The organism is Jonesia quinghaiensis DSM 15701 (assembly GCF_000423205.1).
GTDB lineage: Bacteria > Actinomycetota > Actinomycetes > Actinomycetales > Cellulomonadaceae > Jonesia > Jonesia quinghaiensis.
Genome location: NZ_AUHN01000005.1, coordinates 427,185 through 448,567, shown reverse-complemented (window position 1 = coordinate 448,567; position 21,383 = coordinate 427,185). Strand labels below are relative to the sequence as shown.

The following is a 21,383-nucleotide window of genomic DNA, read 5'->3' as shown; positions in this document are numbered from 1 at the left end:
GGGTGATGTGCGTCTCCCCTTGCAGTATTCTTAATCAATTGAATAAAGTAAGTCAACAGCAGTGACCAGATCGTTGCCAAACACCTCAACCAGTGATGGTCCACCACGGCGAAGATGCCCGGGCATACTGGATGTGCACCATACGCGTCGTCCCACACACCGCGGGCGAAGACGCCCTGCTATCATGCACTCTTCTTGTAACAGCGCCGGTAGTCAACGGCACATAAGGAGCACTTTGATCCGATCAAGAACGCTATGCATCGTAGGACCGAATTGCATATCTAACCACTCTAACGCGCCACTCGTCGCACACAGCAAAGTGTGCTTCAGAACGCTCTGAAGCACACTTTGCCGATCGTATGTTAGGCGGCGAGGTCTACTACCCAAGCGATAACAGCCGTGATCGTGAAGGCTAGGAACACCACGAAAGTAGCCCAATCTGATCTGCCAAATCCTTCTCGGAATTCCTTTACTCCGAAAGGCTTATCAGGCTCTGTAACGGCGCGTTCGTTCTTGCTGATGATGAACATCAGCACAAACGACAAAGCGAGCCCAACCGAAAGTATCGTAAAGACGATTTTCTCCACTAGATTACTTCTTTCCCTTACGATCGAATCGCTAGAGTGCGTCCACCATTTCCCAGCATTGATACACCCCAAAGGCCGTTCCAACCGCCTTCGCGCCTTCTTGCAGGAATGTGACTGCTGCTCGACCTTTCGCTCCAGCAACGGAGCGATGCCTACCCAAGGCGCGGTTACCGTGTTTCACGACTAAGCTAGCAAGACTCTTAATTTGCTTTCCGAATTCAGCAAATCGCTTTGAGTCAGTTGAGCCTAGCTTTTTCCAAGCACTATACGCTCTGCCCAATTTGCTCGCACTTGAAGCCTTCTTCATCTGCACCACAAGTTTCGCGATACTGACCGAAACGCGAGCATATCCAAAAGTTGCCATGGCAAGAACACCACTTGCACATGCAGCACCTTTCTTTACCCACCAAGTCCAACTAGGATCTGCGATGACCGGATATGCAGTGTCTTCCGTTGTAGCGATTTTTTGAATCAACGCTGTTCCATTAAGAACGTACTCGGTCTCAAGGGCTTTTCCGTTTGCGTCAATGGCCCAGGGTTCTTCGATGACAGCAATCTCTTGGATGCTTGTCACCGTTTTGGTTTCCGCATCAGGTATATCAGCCAACGCATTCCACTGTTCATCAGTCAGTGAATCAAGGTCATCAAGTGTTACGTTAGCACCAATAATCTGCTCTGCCTGCGCTTCTATACGTGCATCTTCACCGGGTAGAGACACTTCAATTTCCACTGGTGCGCTGATTGTGATTGACCCATCAGGCAGTTGGGTAAGTGTAGCGGCATCAGGAACATCTAAGTCGAATGCTAGTTCTTGTGCTGTCTTTTGGTTATCGATGACTGCAACGACTTGAGCTCCATTTGGTGTCGCACGCGATACGGATTCAATACCCATATCAGGATCACCGCTCACAGCTACCCCATCAACGATGTCAGCACTACCAGCGCCTGAGAGTTTCAGGCCAACCGAGGTCTCGTCATCAAACCCTCCGGCTATCCATGCATCATTAATATCTACGTCGGGTGCGTCATTGATGTAAATACTTTCTTCGGGCGCAACAACGTCTACTAGGTCAATGACGGAGGCTTTGTTGCTTGCGTCATAGTTATCGATCGCCGCACTTAGTTCACCAGCATCAACCTGATCGGCAATAGCCTTGGATGCTGTTTCTAAAAGGCCAGAATTTTCTCCTGCCGAGGCACTGACATTGATTAGAGATAGCGCGCTTGTTATAACAAGGGCTACAGGTAGGCTCCATGCGCTGTTCTGTACTTTCATACTATTTACCGTAACACACCGGTTGACCCTATTCTAAACGCAGCAGGACTTCTTAGCCATCATTTCAAGGTATTTAGTCGAAATTACGGGCACGGTTCAGCTCTCCACCCAGTTCATGTGACGGGCTTCAAAAAGGCTTCTCGGCGCACTCGCGCATATTCTTACAGGTTCTCTATCTAAGGCATTTCACACCGCTTTGACGTCAGAATGCTATGCGCATTGCGCCAACGGCAGCAATCTGTCGCGCGGTGCGAGGGAACATCATTGATCCTCTCCTTGACTCAACACAGCCATTGTGTTGAGGGTCGTGGTGTGCGAACGGGGTGATGTGCGTCTCCCCTTGCAGTATTCTTAATCAATTGAATAAAGTAAGTCAACAGCAGTGACCAGATCGTTGCCAAACACCTCAACCAGTGATGGTCCACCACGGCGAAGATGCCCGGGCATACTGGATGTGCACCATACGCGTCGTCCCACACACCGCGGGCGAAGACGCCTCGAACAGGAGAACACCGTGAGACAGCAGCCACGCACCCTGGCCACCACCGGCAGCACCTCTGTGGTTCTCGATGCCATTCGCGCAGCAGGAACCATCTCACGCGTGGGCATCGCCAGCGTGACCGGCCTGACCGGCGCAACCGTGTCCAATGTGGTCCGCAAGCTCTTAGACGCAGACTTAGTTATCGAAATTGGGCGGGCCGAATCAACGGGCGGAAAACCCCGAGTCCTCCTCGAACTCAACCCCACGGCCCGCTACGCGGTAGGCGTTCACCTTGACCACGGCGCGATCACCTACGCCGTGACAAACCTGGCTGGCGCACCCGTAGCACGCCTTGCTCGCCCCGGCCCAGGCCACGCTGACCCCACCGAAGTTGTCGACCGCATGGCCAAAGAAATCGACATGCTCGTCGAATCTATCGGGATAGCCCGCGAGCGCATCCTTGGTTTAGGGCTGGTTTCTCCTGGGCCTTTGTCCTCGCGGGCGGGTATGCATTTGACGCCGCCTTTTATGCGGTCGTGGGAGGATTTTCCCCTTGATACTCGCCTTGCGGAGGTCTCCGGGTTGCCGGTGCTTTTGGAGAACGATGCCACGGCGGCGGCGATCGGTGAGTACTGGGCTGGGGGGACGCAGCGTGAGGAGAATTTCGCGGCGCTTTATTTGGGTACTGGGCTTGGTGCGGGCATTGTGATTAATGGGACGGCGTACCGCGGGGCTTCGGGGAATGCCGGGGAGATTGGTCATACCAGCGCAAATATTGATGGTCCGGTGTGTTGGTGTGGGGCTCGTGGGTGTTTTGAGGCACTGGCGGGACCTGCTGCGGTGGTCGCGGAGGCTGCTCTTGATCCGCGGATTGTGCAGGCTGCCGGGTTGGACGCACTTGGGGAAGGGTCTCCGATTACTCAGCGGTTTGCGGCGATTGCTCGGGCTTCGCGGATGGGTGATGCTGGGGCGCGGCAGTTGTTGGAACGTTCTGCCCGTTATGTGGGAGTGGCTGCGCAGTCTGTGGCGAACATGTTGGATGTTCGGATGTTGGTGTTGACGGGGTCGAGTTTCGCGGCGGCGAGTCACATTTATGTTCCAGCGATTCGAGAAACGTTGGCATCGTCGTTTTTTGCGCGTGATAACCATGCGGTGGAGGTGCGATTGTCGCAGTCTGCGGAGACTGCTCCGGCTATTGGCGCCGCTGCGTTAGTGTTGCAGGCGCAGTTTGTGCCCGAGCGTTCGACGTCGTTGGCTGCCAATGTCCGCAAATCTGGTGTGGTGAGCGAGCTGTCGACCCTGTCACCGTAATTGTTTACCGCATAAACTTAAGCCGTGCGTACGCCGCAGGGACGCAGCGCACGCATCGGCACCTGACACGTAATGACAATCCACTACCCTCGTCACCAAGGAACACCATGGCTTTTTTTGATTTGTCCCCCGCTGAACTTGCCACCTACACCCCTGATGTACGCCGCCCGGCGGACTTCACCGATTTTTGGGATAACACCCTGGCGCAAGCTCGCAGCTTCGACGTTGATGTCACGCTGAACGAGATCGACGCGAACCTGCCTCACGTGCGGATCTGGGACGTGGAATATTCCGGGTTTGGTGGGCACCGCATCAAAGCATGGCTGACGATGCCCGCCCACGCTGACGCCCCGTTGCCAGCGTTGGTGGAGTATGTCGGGTACGGCGGTGGGCGCGGTTTGCCGCACGAAAACCTGCTGTGGGCCAACGCAGGGTATGTTCACCTGAAAATGGACACCCGTGGTCAAGGTTCTGCATGGGGTAATGGTGGGCACACACCCGACCCGACTGGTTCTGGACCTGCACTGCCCGGGTATATGACTCAAGGCATTCAGGACCCCAACGAGTACTACTACCGCCGAGTATTCACTGATGCTGTGCGCGCCATTGACGCTGTTGCCACCCTGCCCCAAGTCGACCCCAACCGCATCGCGGTGGTGGGCGCAAGCCAAGGTGGGGGCATCGCACTGGCCGCTGCGGGCCTAGCCGGGACGAGCATCGTCGCTGCGATGCCTGATGTGCCGTTCTTGTGTAACTATGAGCGGGCAACGTCGATCACTGATTCTGACCCGTACCATGAAATTACCCGGTATCTCGCAGTGCACCGCAACCAGGTTGACCACGTGTTCACCACGCTGTCGTATTTTGACGGTGTGAACTTTGCTCGCAACGCCACAGCACCCACGCTATTCTCCGTTGCCCTCATGGACGCCATTTGCCCACCCTCAACGGTATACAGCGCTTTTAATGCGTACCAAGCAACCGATAAGACCATAGAGGTGTACCCCTACAACGGACACGAAGGGGGGCAACTACACCACACGGCACGACAACTCACCTGGCTCGCAGCACGCATCTGACCAAGGAAGAACATGACTGACCACACTGGCCCAGCACTGACCTCAGCCACCCACCACTCCTGGTTGGCCACCGAGGCACACGCACTGCTCGACTTCGCCCAACACACAATGGTAGACGGGCGCGGGGCAGGCTGGCTTGACGAGCACGGAACCGTTGACCCCCGCCACGGCATTCAGACGTGGATCACCTGCCGCATGGTGCACTGCTATGCCATTGGCGCCCTGATGGGGCACGAAGGCGCCCAAAAGATCGCCCAAAACGGGCTCGACGCACTGATCAGCGGCCCGTTGCGTGACCACACCAACGGAGGGTGGAACGCCCGGATCGACGCTGACCCAGACCTCTACGACACCGCAGATGACACCACAAAAAGCGCCTACGCGCACGCCTTTGTTGTCCTTGCCGCAACCTCAGCGGTTGCTGCCGGCCTACGCGGAGCCGAGCAACTCCTCACAGACGCACTGGAAGTTTTAGACCTCCGCTTCTTCGAAGAGTCCAGCGGCCTACACGTTGATGAGTGGGACGCATCGTGGACCCAGCTCAGCGACTACCGTGGTGTGAACGCAAACATGCACGCCGTTGAGGCGCTGCTTGCAGCCGGAGATGTCACCGGTGAAACCCGGTGGCACGACCGCGCACTGGGCATAGCCCGCACAGTTGCACTCAGCTGGGCAGCACCCAATGGGTGGCGCATCCCGGAACACTTCACCCCTGCATGGAAACCCCTGCTGGAGTACAACGAAGACCGAAAAGACGACAAATTCAAACCATACGGTGCAACAGTGGGACACGGTATCGAGTGGGCGCGCCTCCTGCTCCACCTTGATGCACTACAACCCGGTGAACACCCCTGGCTCCAGGAGTCTGCACGCTCACTGTACTCACGTGCCATTGGTGACGGTTGGCGCCGCTCCACCGCAGGTGAAATGGGGTTTGTGTACACCACTAACTGGCACGGCACCCCTGTGGTGGAAACCCGAATGCACTGGGTCCCAGCAGAAGCGCTCGCGGCTGCGGCAGCATTGTTCCACGCTACTGATGCCCCGTTTTATGCGAAAGACTACGAAGAATGGCTGGGGCATGTGCGCCGTTTCTTCCGGGATGACATCAACGGGTCCTGGCACCACGAGTTGGACACCCACAACCAGCCAAGTGGTCACGTGTGGCCTGGTAAGCCTGACATTTACCACGCCTTTGGGGCAATGCTCACCCCCCTGCTGCCGTTAACCCCTACGTTGGCTAGCGCAGTGAAAGCGAAAGCCGGCCAGCTAGGCTGACCGACTCTCACCTCACCTGCGTCTCGGTGTCACTGATTCAGTGACACCGAGACGTTGTCGTTGTGGGTTTTTTCACTGACCCCACCGCCCGCGACCTCAAGCGCCCACGGCCCGGTTCCCGCAGTGCGCTGCGCACGCACAACATCGCCGATGCGCTCCACCTGGAACTGCGCCGCCTCATAGGCAGGGTCGTTAGACGGGATGGCGACAGTGACACTGTCTCCATCGGCTAGCTCGTAGGCGCGCAGAGTTACCCCATGCGCCCAGTCATAGTCGGGGCGGGTGTGATCACTCCCCACCGGAATGACAGCGCCGGGGCGAGCCAAAATAGGCATGTCATCAAAACCATAATCACGGGTCACCCAGAGCGGTCCAGTGAACTTCTCCCCCGTCAGCACTGACGTCCACGTGCCCTGCGGCACATAAAACTCCGCTGTTGTCGCTGAGAACACTGGAGCAACAAGAAGGTTGTCACCCAACATGTATTGGGTACCCAATGACCGGGCTGTGCGGTCGTGCGGGAACTCTAAGAGCATCGGGCGCATGACGGGGATACCTTGGCCGGCGGCTTCTGCCCCCAACCGCCCGAGGTATGGCATGAGGGACATTTTCAGGTTCGAGAACAGCCGGGTGACCTCAACTGCCTCGTCATCAAAGACCCATGGGACACGGTATGAGTTTGACCCGTGGAACCTCGAATGTGACGACATAAACCCAAACGCAACCCAGCGTTTAAACACCGCCGCATCAGGGACGCCCTCAAAACCACCAATGTCATGGCTCCAGTACCCAAACCCGCCCATGGACAACGACAACCCGCCACGCAACGACTCTGCCATCGCCACAAACGTCGATTCACAGTCACCACCCCAGTGCACAGGGAACTGCTGGGAACCAACAGTTGCTGAGCGGCCAAAGAGAACTGCCTCCCCCTGCCCGCGTTCCTTTTCCAGCAGCTCAAACACGCACTGGTTGAACAGGTAGGTGTAGTAGTTGTGCATGCGTTGCGGGTCTGAACCGTCATGCCACACCACATCGGTGGGGATGCGCTCACCAAAGTCTGTCTTAAACGCATCAACACCCATGTCAAGCAAAGCTTGTAGTTTTGAGGTGTACCACGCGGTAGCTTCAGGGTTTGTGAAATCAACAAGCGCCATACCGGCTTGCCACATGTCCCACTGCCACACTGAACCATCAGGTTCAGTCACAAAATAGCCGCGCTCCATACCTTCATCAAACAAATATGACCGTTGGGCAATGTACGGGTTGATCCATACACACACTTTCAGCCCCTTGGCTTTAATACGATCCAACATACCCTGAGGGTCAGGGAAGGTCTCAGGGTGCCAGATGAAATCTGACCAGTGGAAGCCGCGCATCCAGAAACAGTCAAAGTGGAACACTGACAACGGAAGGTCACGGTCAATCATGCCGTCGATAAACGACATGACGGTGCCTTCGTCATACTCAGTGGTGAATGAGGTCGACAACCATGTCCCGTATGACCACGCCGGCACAGCCGCTGGGCGCCCGGTCAGTTCGGTGTAGCGGGTCAAAATTTCCTTGGGGGTCGCCCCGTAAATGATGTAGTACTGCAAGTGATCGCCTGGCACCGAGAACTGGGTGCGAGAAACAACCTCAGATCCAATCTCGAACGACACCTTCTCTGGGTGATCAACGAAAACCCCGTACCCGGCATCCGAGACGTAAAATGGGACGTTTTTATACGCCTGTTCTGAGGCTGTTCCACCGTCCTCATTCCACACATCAACAACCTGACCGTTTTTAATGAACGCACCAAAGCGTTCACCCAGGCCAAAGATGTTCTCCGCAACCCCCATGGTCAGCTGCTCATACACATACTTAGCGCCATCGGTATGAGACACCACACCCACTGAACGGTCCATCGAGGAGGTTAAATGCCGGCCCTCACCCGTGAAATCAACATGCCAGGGGCCATCGGTGGAAATCGCTGCCGTTAACCGGCCAGAAGTAATCGTGGCAGGCTGCCCACTATCCCGAATAGGAACAGAAATCTTGGGTTGAGTAGCGTCATGATGCACCGCAAAATGCGGCCCTGGGTCGCGCCGCCCACGGTGATGCTCCACCCGCACCCCAATGACATCCTCCAATGGGGCGGTATAGGTCATCGAAATCAGCGGCCGATTAAGCGTGTCACCCCTCGTGGTGATCGGCGCAGTCGGCGCATAGACCGCGAGCGCACCGTCGCGCTCTTCGACCGCGTCGATGTCTTTGGGGCGCAGGATGGTGTAGCCGTCTTGGACGAGCCAGTATCCATTGGAGAATTTCATGCGTTGAGCTCCTTGGTCTCGCTCACTGCGGGTGCAGCGACGAGTATCGTTGCGTCATATGGAGGGAGCGTGAGGCTGTCCTCCACTGGGGCGCCGGTCATGGCGCAAAAAAGGTTCTGCTGGTCTGTGGTGATGTCTGCGAGCGCGATGCGCTGATGCTCGTTGGTGTGGTTGATCACGGCCAGATGCGTGGGAGCACTGACAACATCAACACCGTGTGGCGGTTCAGCGGGTAGCCGGGTACTGGAGGGCAGTGCGGCTCTAAGCAGGTGGGTCAGCGCATCGGGCGAGAGGCGTGCCGCGCAGTACCAGGTGTTGGTGCCGGCGTTGTGGGTGATGGCTGGATGCCCCGCAAGATCATGGGGTGCATCATCAGTAAAGTGGGCGATTGTGGTGGTGAGGTCGCTGGTCACGGTGATGTGTTCAGCGAAGTCCGCTACTGCATACTGGGCGCCTGCCATGTCGATGTTCACCCCAGCTTCCAATGGAACCCAGTCGTTACCGTGAGTGCCTGTGAGGTCAGCTAAGGGGACAGGGAAACCACCGCGGTGAATGTGCCCATGGTGGTCAGCAACCGCAGTAAATGGCCCCACAATCAGCGGAACAAGGTGGTCACTGCGTTCAACACAGTCACGCAGGTTTGCAAGCGCTTGAGGGGAAGCCTGGTACAGGTTAGGTACGACCACGGCAGCGTACTCACCGAGTGGGTCAGTGGGCGCAACGATGTCTGAGGTGACGCCCAAACGCAGCAGTGCGGTGTGCCAGTCAGCCAAAATGTCTCGGGCATCAAGCCGGTTAGTGGGAAGTGCTGGTTCTTGGGTTGCCCACCAGCTTTCCCAATCGAAAACCAGCGCTACCCGCTGAGGTGTTGCCAACGGTGCAGCGTTCTCTAAGACCGTACTGAGGGTGTCCAGCTCACTGCCGAGTGCTCGTATTGCCTGGTGGGTGGCGCTTGTTGGGCCTTGGTGAGGCACCATCGCCGAGTGGAAACGTTCCGAACCAGCCGTTGACGCCCGCCATTGGAAGAAACACACGCCCCGTGCGCCACGCGCAATAGCAGACAGGGTTTCTCGGCGCGTTTGATGCAACGGCTTTGGGACGTTGTGCGCACGCCAATTCACTGCGGTGATAGCTTGCTCCATGATCATCCACGGTTTACCGCGAGCCAGGGAACGCATCAGCGTGTGAGTCATCGCCGTGGTGTGCCAGGAGTCAGGATCACTGGGATCGGGGTAGATGTCATCAGCAATAACGTCGAGGTGCGGTGCCCAGTGCTGATAGTTCACGGGGGCAAAAAACCCCATAAAGTTCGTGGTCACAACCGCCTGCGGGTCAGCTTGGCGAATGATGTCGCGTTGTTCCAAGAAACATTCCAACATCAGGTCAGAGCTGTAGCGCCGGAAATCAAGGTTCAAACCTGGGTTAATTAAGTACGGCGCAGTTCGCGGCGGAATGATCTCATCAATGGTGGAGTACCGCTGTGACCAAAAAGCTGTTCCCCATGCTTCGTTAATTGCCTCCAGCGTGCCGTAGCGCTTCACCAGCCATGCTCGGAACCGTTCAGCTGACTCATCGGAGTAGCACATTTGCCCGTATTCGTTGCCCACGTGCCACATGACTACTGCAGGGTGCCCTGCGTAGCGTTCAACAAGGCGAGTAACGATGCGTTCGCTGTGGTCCCGGTAGGTTTGCGATGCTGGTGAGAAGTGGTTGCGCGACCCCCAGTGCATGGTGGTTCCGTCGGCGTTGCGCGCCAAGGTGTCAGGGTGTAGTCGTCCCATCCAGGGCGGTGGTGATGCGGTGGGAGTGGCGAGGTCAACGCAGATACCTGCGGCGTGCAGGAGGTTCATGACTTCGTCTAACCATGCGAAGTCGTATTCCCCTGGGCGTGGTTCGAGGCATGCCCAACTGAACACTCCGAGGGTGACGAGGTTGACGCCAGCGTGGGTCATCAACTCGATGTCTTCCCGCCAGATGTCTGGGGACCATTGTTCTGGGTTGTAGTCACCGCCATAGGCGATGCGGTGGGTGAGAAGGGGCTGTCCCGTTCGGTGCACCGTTGCTCCTTGGGTCTATCAGCGTGTGGGCGAGGAAAAATTGGTGTGCTTCCCCTGCGGCTGACTCCACGATATCATCGAAGCGGTTCAACAATCTATCGTCGATGATGACGATTTTTTGAACACCTCACACCGTCACACTTTGGTTTGTGTATTGCCCGTACAACCTTCTGGATAGGTGCCATGAACGGCAACAGAGCAACGAAAAATCACCTTGACACAAACGCCTGCCATCCGCATGCACTAACCCTAGATTCCCCGTGCAAACAATGGGTCGAAGCGCTTCCCCTTGGAAACGGAATTATTGGGGTCATGGAAAATGCTGCACTCCACCGCATTTCCCTTGACCTCAACCATCATGCAGCGTGGTCCGGCGAGCCGCACAGCGCATACTCCCTGCCACCCGCAGCACACAACCCCGCCTGGCTTCACGATGTCCGCAGCGCACTAGACGTTGAAGACTACGAGGGTGCTGAAACGCTACTGACCACCACACAAACAACACACAGCCAAGCGTTTTTACCGCTTGGTGCTCTGCGCATCACCGGTGTCACCGGTGATGCGCCCCTCACCTTCGCCACCCGGCACCTCGACTTCGCCACCGCAACAGCAACCGCGCAATACACCACCGCAGCACACGACACCATCATCCACACCACGTGGGTTCAGCGAGCCGACTCCTACCCTGCACCCGCGCATCTGCCCCACCCAGAATCACCAGATGCGCAACGCGGCGAAGGAAGCGCGATAATCCACCGAATCATCAACAACGGCGCCCACCCCGTGGACATTCACCTTGAGTTCTCATCGCAGCTCAAACACGCCTTACACCACCACAACACCCCAACAACCCGCCACATCGACCTGTTACTGCCCACCGATGTTGCCCCCACCCACGAAAACACTGCCGAACACGTCACGTACGGGACACACAGCGCCACCCTCCCCCTCACCTGGGCGGCAACCGACACCCTCGAAACCTGCCCCGAACACCTCTGGGTGCCACCACACGGCGAAACCAGCATCATCGTGACCATGGGCAGCCCGCAACACCCCACCACTACCCCACCCGCCCACAACCATCAGGGGAATGGGCAGCAGGAAACCCATGAAATAAACGACATCACCGGCCTGTGTAACGCCGCGCGGCGCATCGCCCAACATCCCACGCCACACGAGCTACACGCCCGAAACATCACCGCCCACAGCGAGCTCTACGACCGATGCTCACTACACCTCGGCAATCAACCCGCGTTAACCCGCCAATTTCACATGGGCCGCTACCTCGCAATCAGCGGATGGCACCCCCAAGCACTCCCCTTAACGCTGCAAGGCTTATGGAACGCCGAACTACCACCACCATGGAGTTCCAACTACACACTGAACATCAACACCCCTATGAATTACTGGGCTCTGCCACACGTGGGATTAGGCTGCGCCACCGGCAACCTGCAACGGTGGCTCATCAACGTGGCGACCGGACCGGGCGCTCACGCGGCCAAACAGCTTTACGATGCCCCAGGGTTTGTTTTGCACCACAACAGCGATCGGTGGGGACACCCAACACCGGTCGGCGCAGGCGAAGGGGACCCCGCCTGGTCGTATTGGCCACTGGGTGGCATATGGCTCACCGTCGAAGCGTGGCGCCACACCACACACGGCAATGACGCGGAGGGGTTACGTGACCTATGGCCAGCGCTCGAAGGAGCAGGCCAGTTCGCAGCGTGGTGGTTACAAGACCGGGACGGGACAACCGTTTCCTCACCATCAACCTCACCTGAACACTGTTTCACAGTAGGCGGCACAGCCCACTCCGTGTCACAGACCGCCACCATGGATATTTACCTGTTCCGAGAACTCGCCAATGCGGTCCGGCACACCACTAACCACCTCATCGAACAAGGTGACCTCCACGAGATCCCCGACTGGTTAGTCCCTTTGGAAAAGCTCGTCTCACACCTGCCGGAACCACGGATCACAGCGGATGGACAACTCGCTGAATGGCTCCACGACTACCCCAGCGCCGAGCCCACCCACCGTCACGTGTCGCACCTGATTGGCTTGTACCCGCTACGCCACATCACCGCACCACACGAGGTCACCGCAGCACTCGCGTCGATGCGCGCCCGCGGCCCCGAATCCACCGGCTGGGCGTTAGCGTGGCGCATCGCGCTTGGAGCCCGCGCCCGCGATACACACAGTGTCGAATTTTTCGCCGCCCAGGCACTCAGGCCAGCACAAGATAACGCCGGCGGTCACCGGGGCGGCATCTACCCCTCACTGCTCTCAGCTCACCCACCATTTCAGATTGACGGCAATCTCGGCCTCCTGGCGGGAGTGTGTGAAGCGCTCGTTGACACCAACAATGGGGACATTGAGCTTCTGCCAGCATTGCCGGCTTCCTGGGGCGACGGGTCAATCCATGGGATAGTTCTGCCCGGCCACGTGACATTGACCATGACCTGGCACAACTCAGTACCCCACCACGTCACCATCACCAACACCGCAACAATTGCCGCAACCAACGCCGCAACCAGCAACAAGACTGTCCAACGCCACCTACGATTCAACGGTCACAGCACCACCGTCACTATCCCACCGGGTGAAACGGTTCAACTAACCGGTGAAACACTGCAAAAGACCACCACCACCACGATTAACCTTGGAGACAGCGCGATGACACATAGGCGTGCCACACCACCACGAAAAGCGACCAATGGCCACAATTGATGATGTAGCGAAAGCAGCCGGGGTTTCAACCTCGACTGTCTCATACGTACTGAGCGGAAAACGCCCCATCTCGGGCCCCACACGGGCCCGCGTTGAAAAAGCAATCCGAGACCTCGGTTATCGCCCTCATGCTGGAGCACGAGCACTAGCCTCATCACGCACCAACGTCATCGCTCTCGTCGCGCCCTTGCGCGTTGCGGTCAACGTCAACGTCATCATGGAGTTCGTAACCGGCGTTGTCACCGCAGCACGCAACCACAACTACGACGTTCTACTCCTCACCCAAGAAGACGCCACAGGGATAGACAGGGTCTCATCAGGATCAATGGTGGATGCCATCATCGCCATGGACATTGAAGAAGACGACCCACGTATCCCCCTCCTCAAAGCGGCGAGACAACCCGCAGTCCTCATTGGGCTACCCCGCGACAACGCCGGACTCTCCTGCGTGGACCTCGACTTCTTTGGGGCGGGGGCAGCCACCATACGCCACCTTGCTCACCTCGGACACACCCGCATCGGGATGCTCGGAGCACCCACTGCCGTGTGGCAACGCCACACCTCCTTCTGGGACCGCACCCTCTCCGGGGCGCACTACGAAGCAACCAGCAAAGGGGTCACCTTCACAGCAATCCCCTGCGAAGCATCCGAAGTTGGCGCCCACCAAAGCGTCACCGAATTGCTACGCAAAGCCCCCGATATCACTGGGCTGGTTGTCCACAACGAAGCAGCGCTACCCCACGTGGTCGCCGCACTGCGAGACACCGGGCGCGCCATCCCAGAGGACATCTCAGTGGTCGCGATTTGCCCACAACACCTAGCAACGTCCCAGCCACAACCGCTCACCTCAGTGACAATCCCCGCCACCGCCATTGGGAAAGTCGCTGTCGACATGGCCATGCAACGACTCAGCGACCCAGAACAACCAGCCGAAACACGACTGCTCGCCGCTGAGCTCACCCAACGAGCAACCACAGCAACACTCCACAGCGCGGCAGAAAACACCTCGGGCGACACCGCGTCAATCGGACTGATGTAACCACTCTGATCTGCAGTTCATCCACCGTCACCTGGTGAGTGAACAGCACCCCGCACACCACACAAGGAAGGGCGGGAGGTTCCCCCCGGAACCTCCCGCCCTGCTTTCCCTCTCCCCCGTGGCGCTCAACGCGCCAGGTACTGGCTAAGGTGACACCATGCACGGCAGTCACCTCACCATGGTGATGCCCGCCGCGAGTCGCGCACCTACGGCGGGCATCAGTCATCAACCCTTGATTGCCCCGAAGATCACTCCCTTGGTGAAGTGCCTTTGGACAAACGGGTACACCACTAGGATAGGCAATACTGCCAGTACCATGATGGCCATTTTGAGTGACACGGTGTTCATTTCACCCTGTGCAACGGTGAAGTCCACCCCTGGAATCGACTGACCTTGAAGCACATACTGGCGTAAAACCATCTGTAACGGCCACTTTGATGAATCGTCGATATAGAGCACAGCGTTAAAGAACGCGTTCCAAAAGCCCACCCCATAAAACAGGGCGATCACAGCTGTCACAGCCTTGGACATCGGCATGACGATGGAGAAGAGAATCCTCCACTCTGATGCTCCGTCAATACGTGCAGCTTCAATAATTCCGGTATCAATCCCCATGAAGAAGTTACGCATAATCAGCAGATTGAACGCAGAAACACAGGTCGGCAAAATAAGGGCCCACAAACTGTTTCGAAGACCCAATGATGAGATCCACAAATACGTAGGAATAAGGCCGGCCGAGAAGAACATCGTAATGATGAAGAGGAACAGAATCGGGCGGTGCAGTGCGGTGCCCGGTTTCGACAGCCCGTACGCTGCGAGAGCCGACACCGTCGTGGCGATGACCGTACCAGTCACGGTGACAATCACAGACACCCAGGCCGCCTTGGCAACAACGCCCCCGGACAACAACTGAACGTATGACGCGAAGGTAATTCCCTTCGGCAACAGCACAAGACCACCTGAGTCCTGGACCGTTTTCGCGTCAGACAACGAGGTCACCACGATCCCCCACATCGGAATCGCAACAATCCCCACAACAACCGTCAGGATAAGGAACTTACCGATGAGACCCCACGTGGACGGGCTTTCTTCCCAGACTGGCCGATTGGGGTTGCGGTGTCGGCGCTGATTCGGGAGCCCATCAATGCGGTGATCAATGGGGAGCACCGCAATCTCTGGCGGGGTGAACACTTTTTGTGGCCCACGGGCCGCTTCAGATAGTTCAACAGACACTATTATCCCGCCTTCTGGTAGACGCCGGCTTCACCCATACGGTGAGCAAGGTTGTTCGCACCAAGAACCAACAAGAGCGCAACGATCCCCTTCATCAGTCCAGCTGCGAGTGCGAATCCCCACTTGGAATACTGAATACCTTCGAAATACACGAAAGTATCGAGGACATCGGATGCCCCTGATCCGACCGCGTCACGTTGGAGGTACATTTGCTCGAACCCCACGTTGAGCGAGTCCCCAAGACGCAAGATGAGAAGCAAAATGATGACCGGTCGCAACGCTGGCAACGTGATGTGCCAGAGGCGGCGCATTTTTCCTGCCCCGTCTACGACTGCTGCTTCGTACAAGCTGGGGTTCACCGTTGAGATTGCCGCCAAGAAGATGATCATTCCCCACCCTGCGTCTTTCCAGATCGCTTGGGTGGTGACCAGAGCAATGAATGAGTCAGGGTTGGTCATGATCTGTAACGGCCCCTCCCCGTTGCGGATCATCCACTGGGAAAGCGGGCTTGCCCCACCCACGAACTGTTGGAAGATCGTGATAACCAGAACCCAAGAGAAGAAGTGTGGCAGGTAGATGACCGACTGCACGACAGTCCTGACTTTGGTGCTCAGAATGGAGTTCATGAGCACCGCAAGAAAGATGGGGACTGGGAAGTAGAACAAGAGCGAAAACAACGTAATGAGGAGGGTGTTCTTCAAGGCGTTGGCGAATGATGCTGAGGTGAGAACATCAAGAAAGTTCTCGAACCCAACCCATGGACTGCCAGTGACACCCCCGTAGGGGTTGTAGTCCTGGAATGCTCCTATGTTCCCGATCATCGGGATGTAGTTAAAAACGATAATAAGGACGACCGCGGGGATCGTCATAATGATGAATGTGCGGTCTCGCACGATTTTTTGCCACAGGGTAATCCTACGGACCGGGATCTCACCGGTGTAGGGCTCGTGGTGGGTGGTGGTCATACCTCGTCCCCCCGCCCCCCGCACTGGGGTGCCCACACGTTCGGGCACCCCATGTGTAGAGGACGTTGTGTCGGCCTCGTTGACGGATGTCACGCGGGAAGTTCGTCTAGGATTTTCTTGTAGTAGTCACGCAGGGCGTCTCCACCATCTTTGCGCCACTGGTCCACTCGTTCACGCATAACATCAATGGATGCGCGTCCACGCTGGACTTCGGTTTCCAAGTCTGAAATACCTGCTTCAATGTCCCGGTACTCGTCTGGTACAACGACGTTGATTCCTAGGAAAGGCGAGGACTTGATGTATTGGCCAGCGGCCGCTGAGTAGGCGGAGTATGTTTCCACGTATCCGGGGTACTGGAAGTCAGCAGCGACTCCTGGAGGTGAAGCAAGGAACATGTATGAGGGGACAACCTCTGTGTTGCCGAGTTCTGTTTTCACCGGTTCGCCGACTTCCCCGAGGTTGTAGTGCACCCCTTCGACACCGTTGGCCACGAGATCGTATTCTTCGGTTCCGTATGGTGCGGCAAGGAAGTCTGCCGATGTGAGGATGGCCTTGATCTTTTCCTCACCGATTCCCTTTTTGATGAAGGACCAGAATGAGGCGGGCGCTGCACGCCAGTAGACAGGTTCGCCACCGTTGTAGCCGAACGGAACAACAGCGTCCATCTCAAAGGTCTCATTGACGCCGACTTGGCTGGCGACCATTTCTCGCCACCCTCCTAGCCCGTCACCATTGAAGTAGACGTTGCCGTCAAGGAATGTTTGGCGACCAGCCGAATCGTCGGGGTGGACGAGGTTTTCTTTGTAGCATTTGGCCACGAAGTCAAGGCAGTCGAAGTAGTTGTCGGTTTCCATGCGGTGGATAACTTTGCCGTCAATGACGGTCCACCCTGATTGCACCCCGAAGGCGATGTTCGTCAGTGCAGTCCATGGGTTGAGGGTGGCGTAGCGTCCAGCACCTGGGTCGTTGATTTCTTTGTACATGGCAAAGAGATCGTCGATGCTGGTGGGGGCAACCTCAGTGATGCCTTTTTCTGCCAGAAGGTCCTTGCGGTAAAAGTAGGTCATATCGAGTGCGCCACCAGGCATGGGGATCGCGTAGATCTTGTTTTCCCAACTCGAGTTCATCCACGCTTCCGTGGGGATGTTGGCTAGGTGAGGGTACTCAAGGACCTTGTCACCGGTGAGGTGTGATGTGAGGTCCTCGAACACTGCCGGCGCGATCTCAGAACCGAACTTTGCGTTACCTGAAACCGTCCATGTAGGGAGAGCGAACCAGTCAGGCAGGGAGTTGGCATCTGCTAATCGGGTCTGAGCGATGTCCCAAATGTCGTTCCCAGACAGGAGATTCAGGTCAATAGTGTTGCCGATAGCTTCGTTGATTGCGGTGAAGTACTGCCCCTTAGTATCCGGGATGGGCGACCATGTTGGCGCTGCAGCTGTGATCGTGACGCCGCTTCCCGGTGGCGCGTCATACGCTTTGACGAAATCTGGACGGCTGGTGTATCCCGGCAACGTGCCGTTTACTGAGGGGAAGTCAGGTTCAACGTATTGGATGGGCTGGTAGCTGGGAGCAATTGAACCGTCTGAAGTTGCGGTAGGGGCTCCTCCACCGCCCTTTGCGCTGTCTCCGGGTAATGGTTCGCTTTGAGCGCACGATGCAAGCAATGAGGGGACACCGATCGTTGCGGCACCTGCTGCGAGCAGGCCCAGAAATGATCGGCGGTTGATCGGCGCGTTTAAGAATGTCGATCCTTCACGCTGAGTGTTCATGAGCGTCCTTCACTTCGTTGTGGATACGCAGCACATGTGTGCTTTTTGTGGAATCGCTTACACCGTCGAAGCGATTCGATAAGTGGACTTTAGCGCACCGCACACCTATGCGGCAAGGGGCGCGGGAATTAATTCACTAACGATCACCAAACCGTTATGTTATCTAGGCTGTTCTGCAGAAACACCCTAGACATCAGGGGCCTACGCCGACCGCACCAGCATGTCGAACCGTTTCGAGTAACTACTAGTCTTCACCCGTCATACTGGCATATAGTGGGCCACCACGGGATCGCGCAATGACGCCCACCCGTCCCCTACCTGACTCACGCACCGAGGGCCACCAGTGACAACTCAACACACCGCACCCCAACCATCCTCACCGACAGCATCCACATACGCCCACGAGACAGCAACGCTCCTGGTACAGCGACTGTCAACACCCCAAAAAATCTCACTCCTCCACCAAGCTGCCCCCGCCATAGAAGACCCCAAGCTCGCAGCCTTCACCACCGGCACCGAAGCGCTCCACGGCCTGTCCTGGCTCGGCACAGCTACTGTTTTTCCCCAGCCTATTGGGCTCGCCGCCACGTGGGATCTCGATCTCATTGAACGCATCGGGGATGCTGTCGCCACAGAAGTACGAGCAAAACACACAAGCAACCCAAGTGTCTCACTCAATGTGTGGGCACCAGTAGTCAACCCGCTGCGACACCCTCTGTGGGGACGCAACGAAGAGGGCTACTCCGAAGACCCTCACCTCACCGCAGACTGCGCCATCGCCTACACCCGTGGCCTACGCGGGGACCACCCAAGCATCTGGAAAACCGTTCCCACCCTCAAACACTTTCTCGCCTACAACAACGAAATTGACCGTGCTGTCACGTCCTCCGACATGCGCGCCCGTGTCCTTCAAGAATACGAATACCCCGCATTCCGGCGCCCCCTAGAAGCCGGATGCGTCGGTGCGGTCATGCCGTCATACAACCTCGTCAACGACCGGCCAAACCACGTAGCTCGATCACTGTTGAACACCCTGCGCAGCTGGTCACCACACCCCATCGCCGTCGTGTCAGATGCTGCAGCACCTGGAAACCTCGTTGACGGAGAACGCTACTTCCCCGACCACATCGCCTCACACGCCGCTCTCCTCCACGCCGGAGTCGACTCGTTCACCGACAACGACCGCAATGCCACACCAACCATCGAACGCATCACAGCCGCACTACACCAAGGTCTCATCACCGAAGAAGAGATCAACACCGCCGTGTACCGCATGCTCTACCTGCGCGCTCTCACCGGCGAATTCTCCAATGACAACCCCTACAACACCATCACGGCAGAACACATCGACCTGCCAGAACACCGCACCCTCGCCCGTGAAGCAGCAGCAAAAGGTGTTGTCCTCCTCAAAAACAATGGCGCCCTGCCGCTTAGGCACGAAAAAGTTGCTGTCATCGGTCCCTTCGCCAATCACGTCGTCACAGACTGGTACTCCGGCACACCGCCCTACACGGTAAGCATCACCGAAGGCCTAGCAGCCCAGCACGGCGCCAACAACGTCACCCATACCACCGGATCAGACCACATAGCACTGTGGTCCCCCACAGCACACGGGTACCTCACTACCACCCCTGACGGCCTCGTATCCGCAAACGCCGCAGAAGCACACGCCCAAGAAAGCTGGGAACTCACCGACTGGGGTGACGGCATCAGCTCGCTACGCTCCACCAACACCGGAAAATACCTGAGCGGCGCAGACTGGATCCTCAGCGCAACCTCACCGCGCATCGGCGGATGGGTCGCACACGAAGCATTCACCCTGCACCACCACTCAGACGGCACCGTCTCACTCAACCACCGCGGCTCAGGCAAATGGATCCGCGTGCAACACGGGGCTCACCTTCTCGTCGCTGACACAACTGACCCACAACAGGCTGAACGGTTCGACCTACGCACCCTACGAAACGCCGACGAACAGTTACAACAACTGTGCTCTGAAGCCGACCACATCATCCTGACCGTCGGAAACGACCCCCACCTGTCAGGCCGAGAAACAGAAGACCGCCCACACCTCAACCTTCCCCTGCCCGCCCAACGCATGTGGCGCATCGCCAAGGAAAGTGGCCGCCCCGTCACCCTTGCCATCATCTCCTCATACCCCTACGCGCTCGGAGAGATCGCCAACCAAGCAGACGCCATCGTGTGGTCATCACACGCAGGGCAAGAACTCGGTAACGGGCTCGCCGATGTCCTCACCGGTGCCAGCGAACCATACGGGCGCCTCGCACAAGAATGGGTGACTGACGACACCTGCCCCCCGCATATCTTGAACTACGACATCATCGCCTCCGGGGGCACCTACTGGTACAACACCTGCGAACCAGCTTTCGCGTTCGGGACAGGGCTGAACTACGGAACAGTGACCTACACCGAGCTCGCACTACACACCACCGCGACACCTGAGCACCCCAGCAACCCCACAGTGCCAACTCACGCAACCGTCACCATCACAAACACCAGCGACCGCACCGTTGCTGAACTCGTCCAAATCTACGTTGGTCACACCTGGGCACCCCATGTGCGCTCACAGGCGCCAGCCCGCCGACTCGCCGGGTACCACCGGGTTTACCTCGCCCCCGGAGAAACAGCCTCCGTGAACGTTGAACTCAACCACGAAGCCTTCACAACATACGATCCACGAACCGGCACACACATCGCAGGCGGTGATTACCGTATCTGGGTGGGAACAGCCCGCACCGAACACATCTCAACAGAACATGTGATTGACGTAGATGCCTCCCCCACACCGGTTGCTGGGCAGACACTACTAGCAGCGGATTTTGACACACCACACCAGGTCAGGCTGTCCGATGTCAACCAACTAGAAGGCGACTGCGTGGCTGTGGCTCGTGGACACCATGTCGGCTACATCGACTTCCACGACATTGACCTCACTGACGTGGATGGTGTTACAGCAACCCTGGCCACCGATACCGCAGGGCCCGCGGGCGGACTCACCGTTGAGGTCCTCGCACAGGACACACAACACCCCGTTGCACGGGGAACAATCACTGAACCGTGGGTGACACCCGATGCCAGCCGGTACGCCTGGCACACAGCAGCCCTGCCCCTGACATGGAGCAACGACGCACCGCGCATCGGCACCCTACGGATGACGCTCACCGGAAACATCCGGTTGCACACCCTCTCCTTCACCGCCGGGTGACAAACAGCGGGGCGGTCATCGGATGATGACCGCCCCC

Annotated in this window: 13 protein-coding genes; 6 read left to right on the top strand and 7 right to left on the bottom strand. The window is 57.5% G+C overall.

The window, feature by feature from the left end; genetic code table 11:
- Nucleotides 1-362 precede the first annotated feature (362 nt).
- Nucleotides 363-587, bottom strand: coding sequence for a hypothetical protein (locus G538_RS0105200; RefSeq protein WP_029068492.1), 225 nt, complete (start codon nt 585-587; stop codon nt 363-365).
- A 31-nt stretch (nt 588-618) separates the two neighbouring features.
- A complete protein-coding gene (locus G538_RS0105195; protein WP_029068491.1) occupies nt 619-1,863 on the bottom strand; it encodes a hypothetical protein in 1,245 nt (414 codons plus the stop codon).
- Nucleotides 1,864-2,377: 514 nt separating this feature from the next.
- On the opposite strand from G538_RS0105195, the gene G538_RS0105185 reads away from it, so the two are divergent.
- The 3 genes from G538_RS0105185 (at nt 2,378) to G538_RS0105175 (ending at nt 6,012) form a co-directional block, all read left to right on the top strand.
- Nucleotides 2,378-3,655: an ROK family transcriptional regulator gene (locus G538_RS0105185; RefSeq protein WP_035833240.1), complete on the top strand. Its 1,278-nt coding sequence runs from the start codon at nt 2,378-2,380 to the stop codon at nt 3,653-3,655.
- 107 nt (nt 3,656-3,762) lie between these two features.
- Nucleotides 3,763-4,734: an acetylxylan esterase gene (locus tag G538_RS0105180; RefSeq protein WP_029068489.1), complete on the top strand. Its 972-nt coding sequence runs from the start codon at nt 3,763-3,765 to the stop codon at nt 4,732-4,734.
- Nucleotides 4,735-4,746: 12 nt separating this feature from the next.
- Nucleotides 4,747-6,012: an AGE family epimerase/isomerase gene (locus tag G538_RS0105175; RefSeq protein WP_029068488.1), complete on the top strand. Its 1,266-nt coding sequence runs from the start codon at nt 4,747-4,749 to the stop codon at nt 6,010-6,012.
- Nucleotides 6,013-6,041: 29 nt separating this feature from the next.
- On the opposite strand, the gene yicI is transcribed toward G538_RS0105175, so the two are convergent.
- Nucleotides 6,042-8,324 carry an alpha-xylosidase gene (gene yicI, locus G538_RS0105170; protein ID WP_029068487.1) on the bottom strand — a complete coding sequence of 761 codons (2,283 nt, stop codon included), beginning with the start codon at nt 8,322-8,324 and terminating at the stop codon, nt 6,042-6,044.
- Nucleotides 8,321-10,381, bottom strand: coding sequence for a beta-galactosidase (locus G538_RS15190; RefSeq protein ID WP_051196588.1), 2,061 nt, complete (start codon nt 10,379-10,381; stop codon nt 8,321-8,323). The genes yicI and G538_RS15190 overlap by 4 nt, the downstream gene beginning before the upstream one ends.
- 183 nt (nt 10,382-10,564) lie before the next feature.
- Between G538_RS15190 and G538_RS0105160 the strand changes: the two genes are divergently transcribed.
- Nucleotides 10,565-13,111, top strand: a complete 2,547-nt coding sequence (locus tag G538_RS0105160; RefSeq protein ID WP_029068486.1) for a glycosyl hydrolase family 95 catalytic domain-containing protein — start codon at nt 10,565-10,567, stop codon at nt 13,109-13,111.
- Nucleotides 13,098-14,150, top strand: coding sequence for a LacI family DNA-binding transcriptional regulator (locus G538_RS15185; protein ID WP_051196607.1), 1,053 nt, complete (start codon nt 13,098-13,100; stop codon nt 14,148-14,150). Before G538_RS0105160 ends, G538_RS15185 begins: the two co-directional genes overlap by 14 nt.
- Before the next feature lie 225 nt (nt 14,151-14,375).
- On the opposite strand, the gene G538_RS0105150 is transcribed toward G538_RS15185, so the two are convergent.
- The 3 genes from G538_RS0105150 to G538_RS0105140 form a co-directional block, all read right to left on the bottom strand.
- Nucleotides 14,376-15,383 (bottom strand): carbohydrate ABC transporter permease, encoded by a 1,008-nt coding sequence (locus G538_RS0105150; protein ID WP_029068485.1) that lies wholly within the window; start codon nt 15,381-15,383, stop codon nt 14,376-14,378.
- 2 nt (nt 15,384-15,385) lie between these two features.
- Complete coding sequence (locus G538_RS0105145) at nt 15,386-16,348, bottom strand: ABC transporter permease (protein ID WP_029068484.1); 963 nt, start codon at nt 16,346-16,348, stop codon at nt 15,386-15,388.
- Between the two features lie 89 nt (nt 16,349-16,437).
- Entirely contained in the window at nt 16,438-18,120 is a 1,683-nt protein-coding gene (locus G538_RS0105140; RefSeq protein ID WP_029068483.1) for a type 2 periplasmic-binding domain-containing protein, read from the bottom strand.
- A 343-nt stretch (nt 18,121-18,463) separates the two neighbouring features.
- Between G538_RS0105140 and G538_RS15180 the strand changes: the two genes are divergently transcribed.
- Nucleotides 18,464-21,346, top strand: coding sequence for a glycoside hydrolase family 3 C-terminal domain-containing protein (locus tag G538_RS15180; protein ID WP_035833238.1), 2,883 nt, complete (start codon nt 18,464-18,466; stop codon nt 21,344-21,346).
- Nucleotides 21,347-21,383 lie beyond the last annotated feature (37 nt).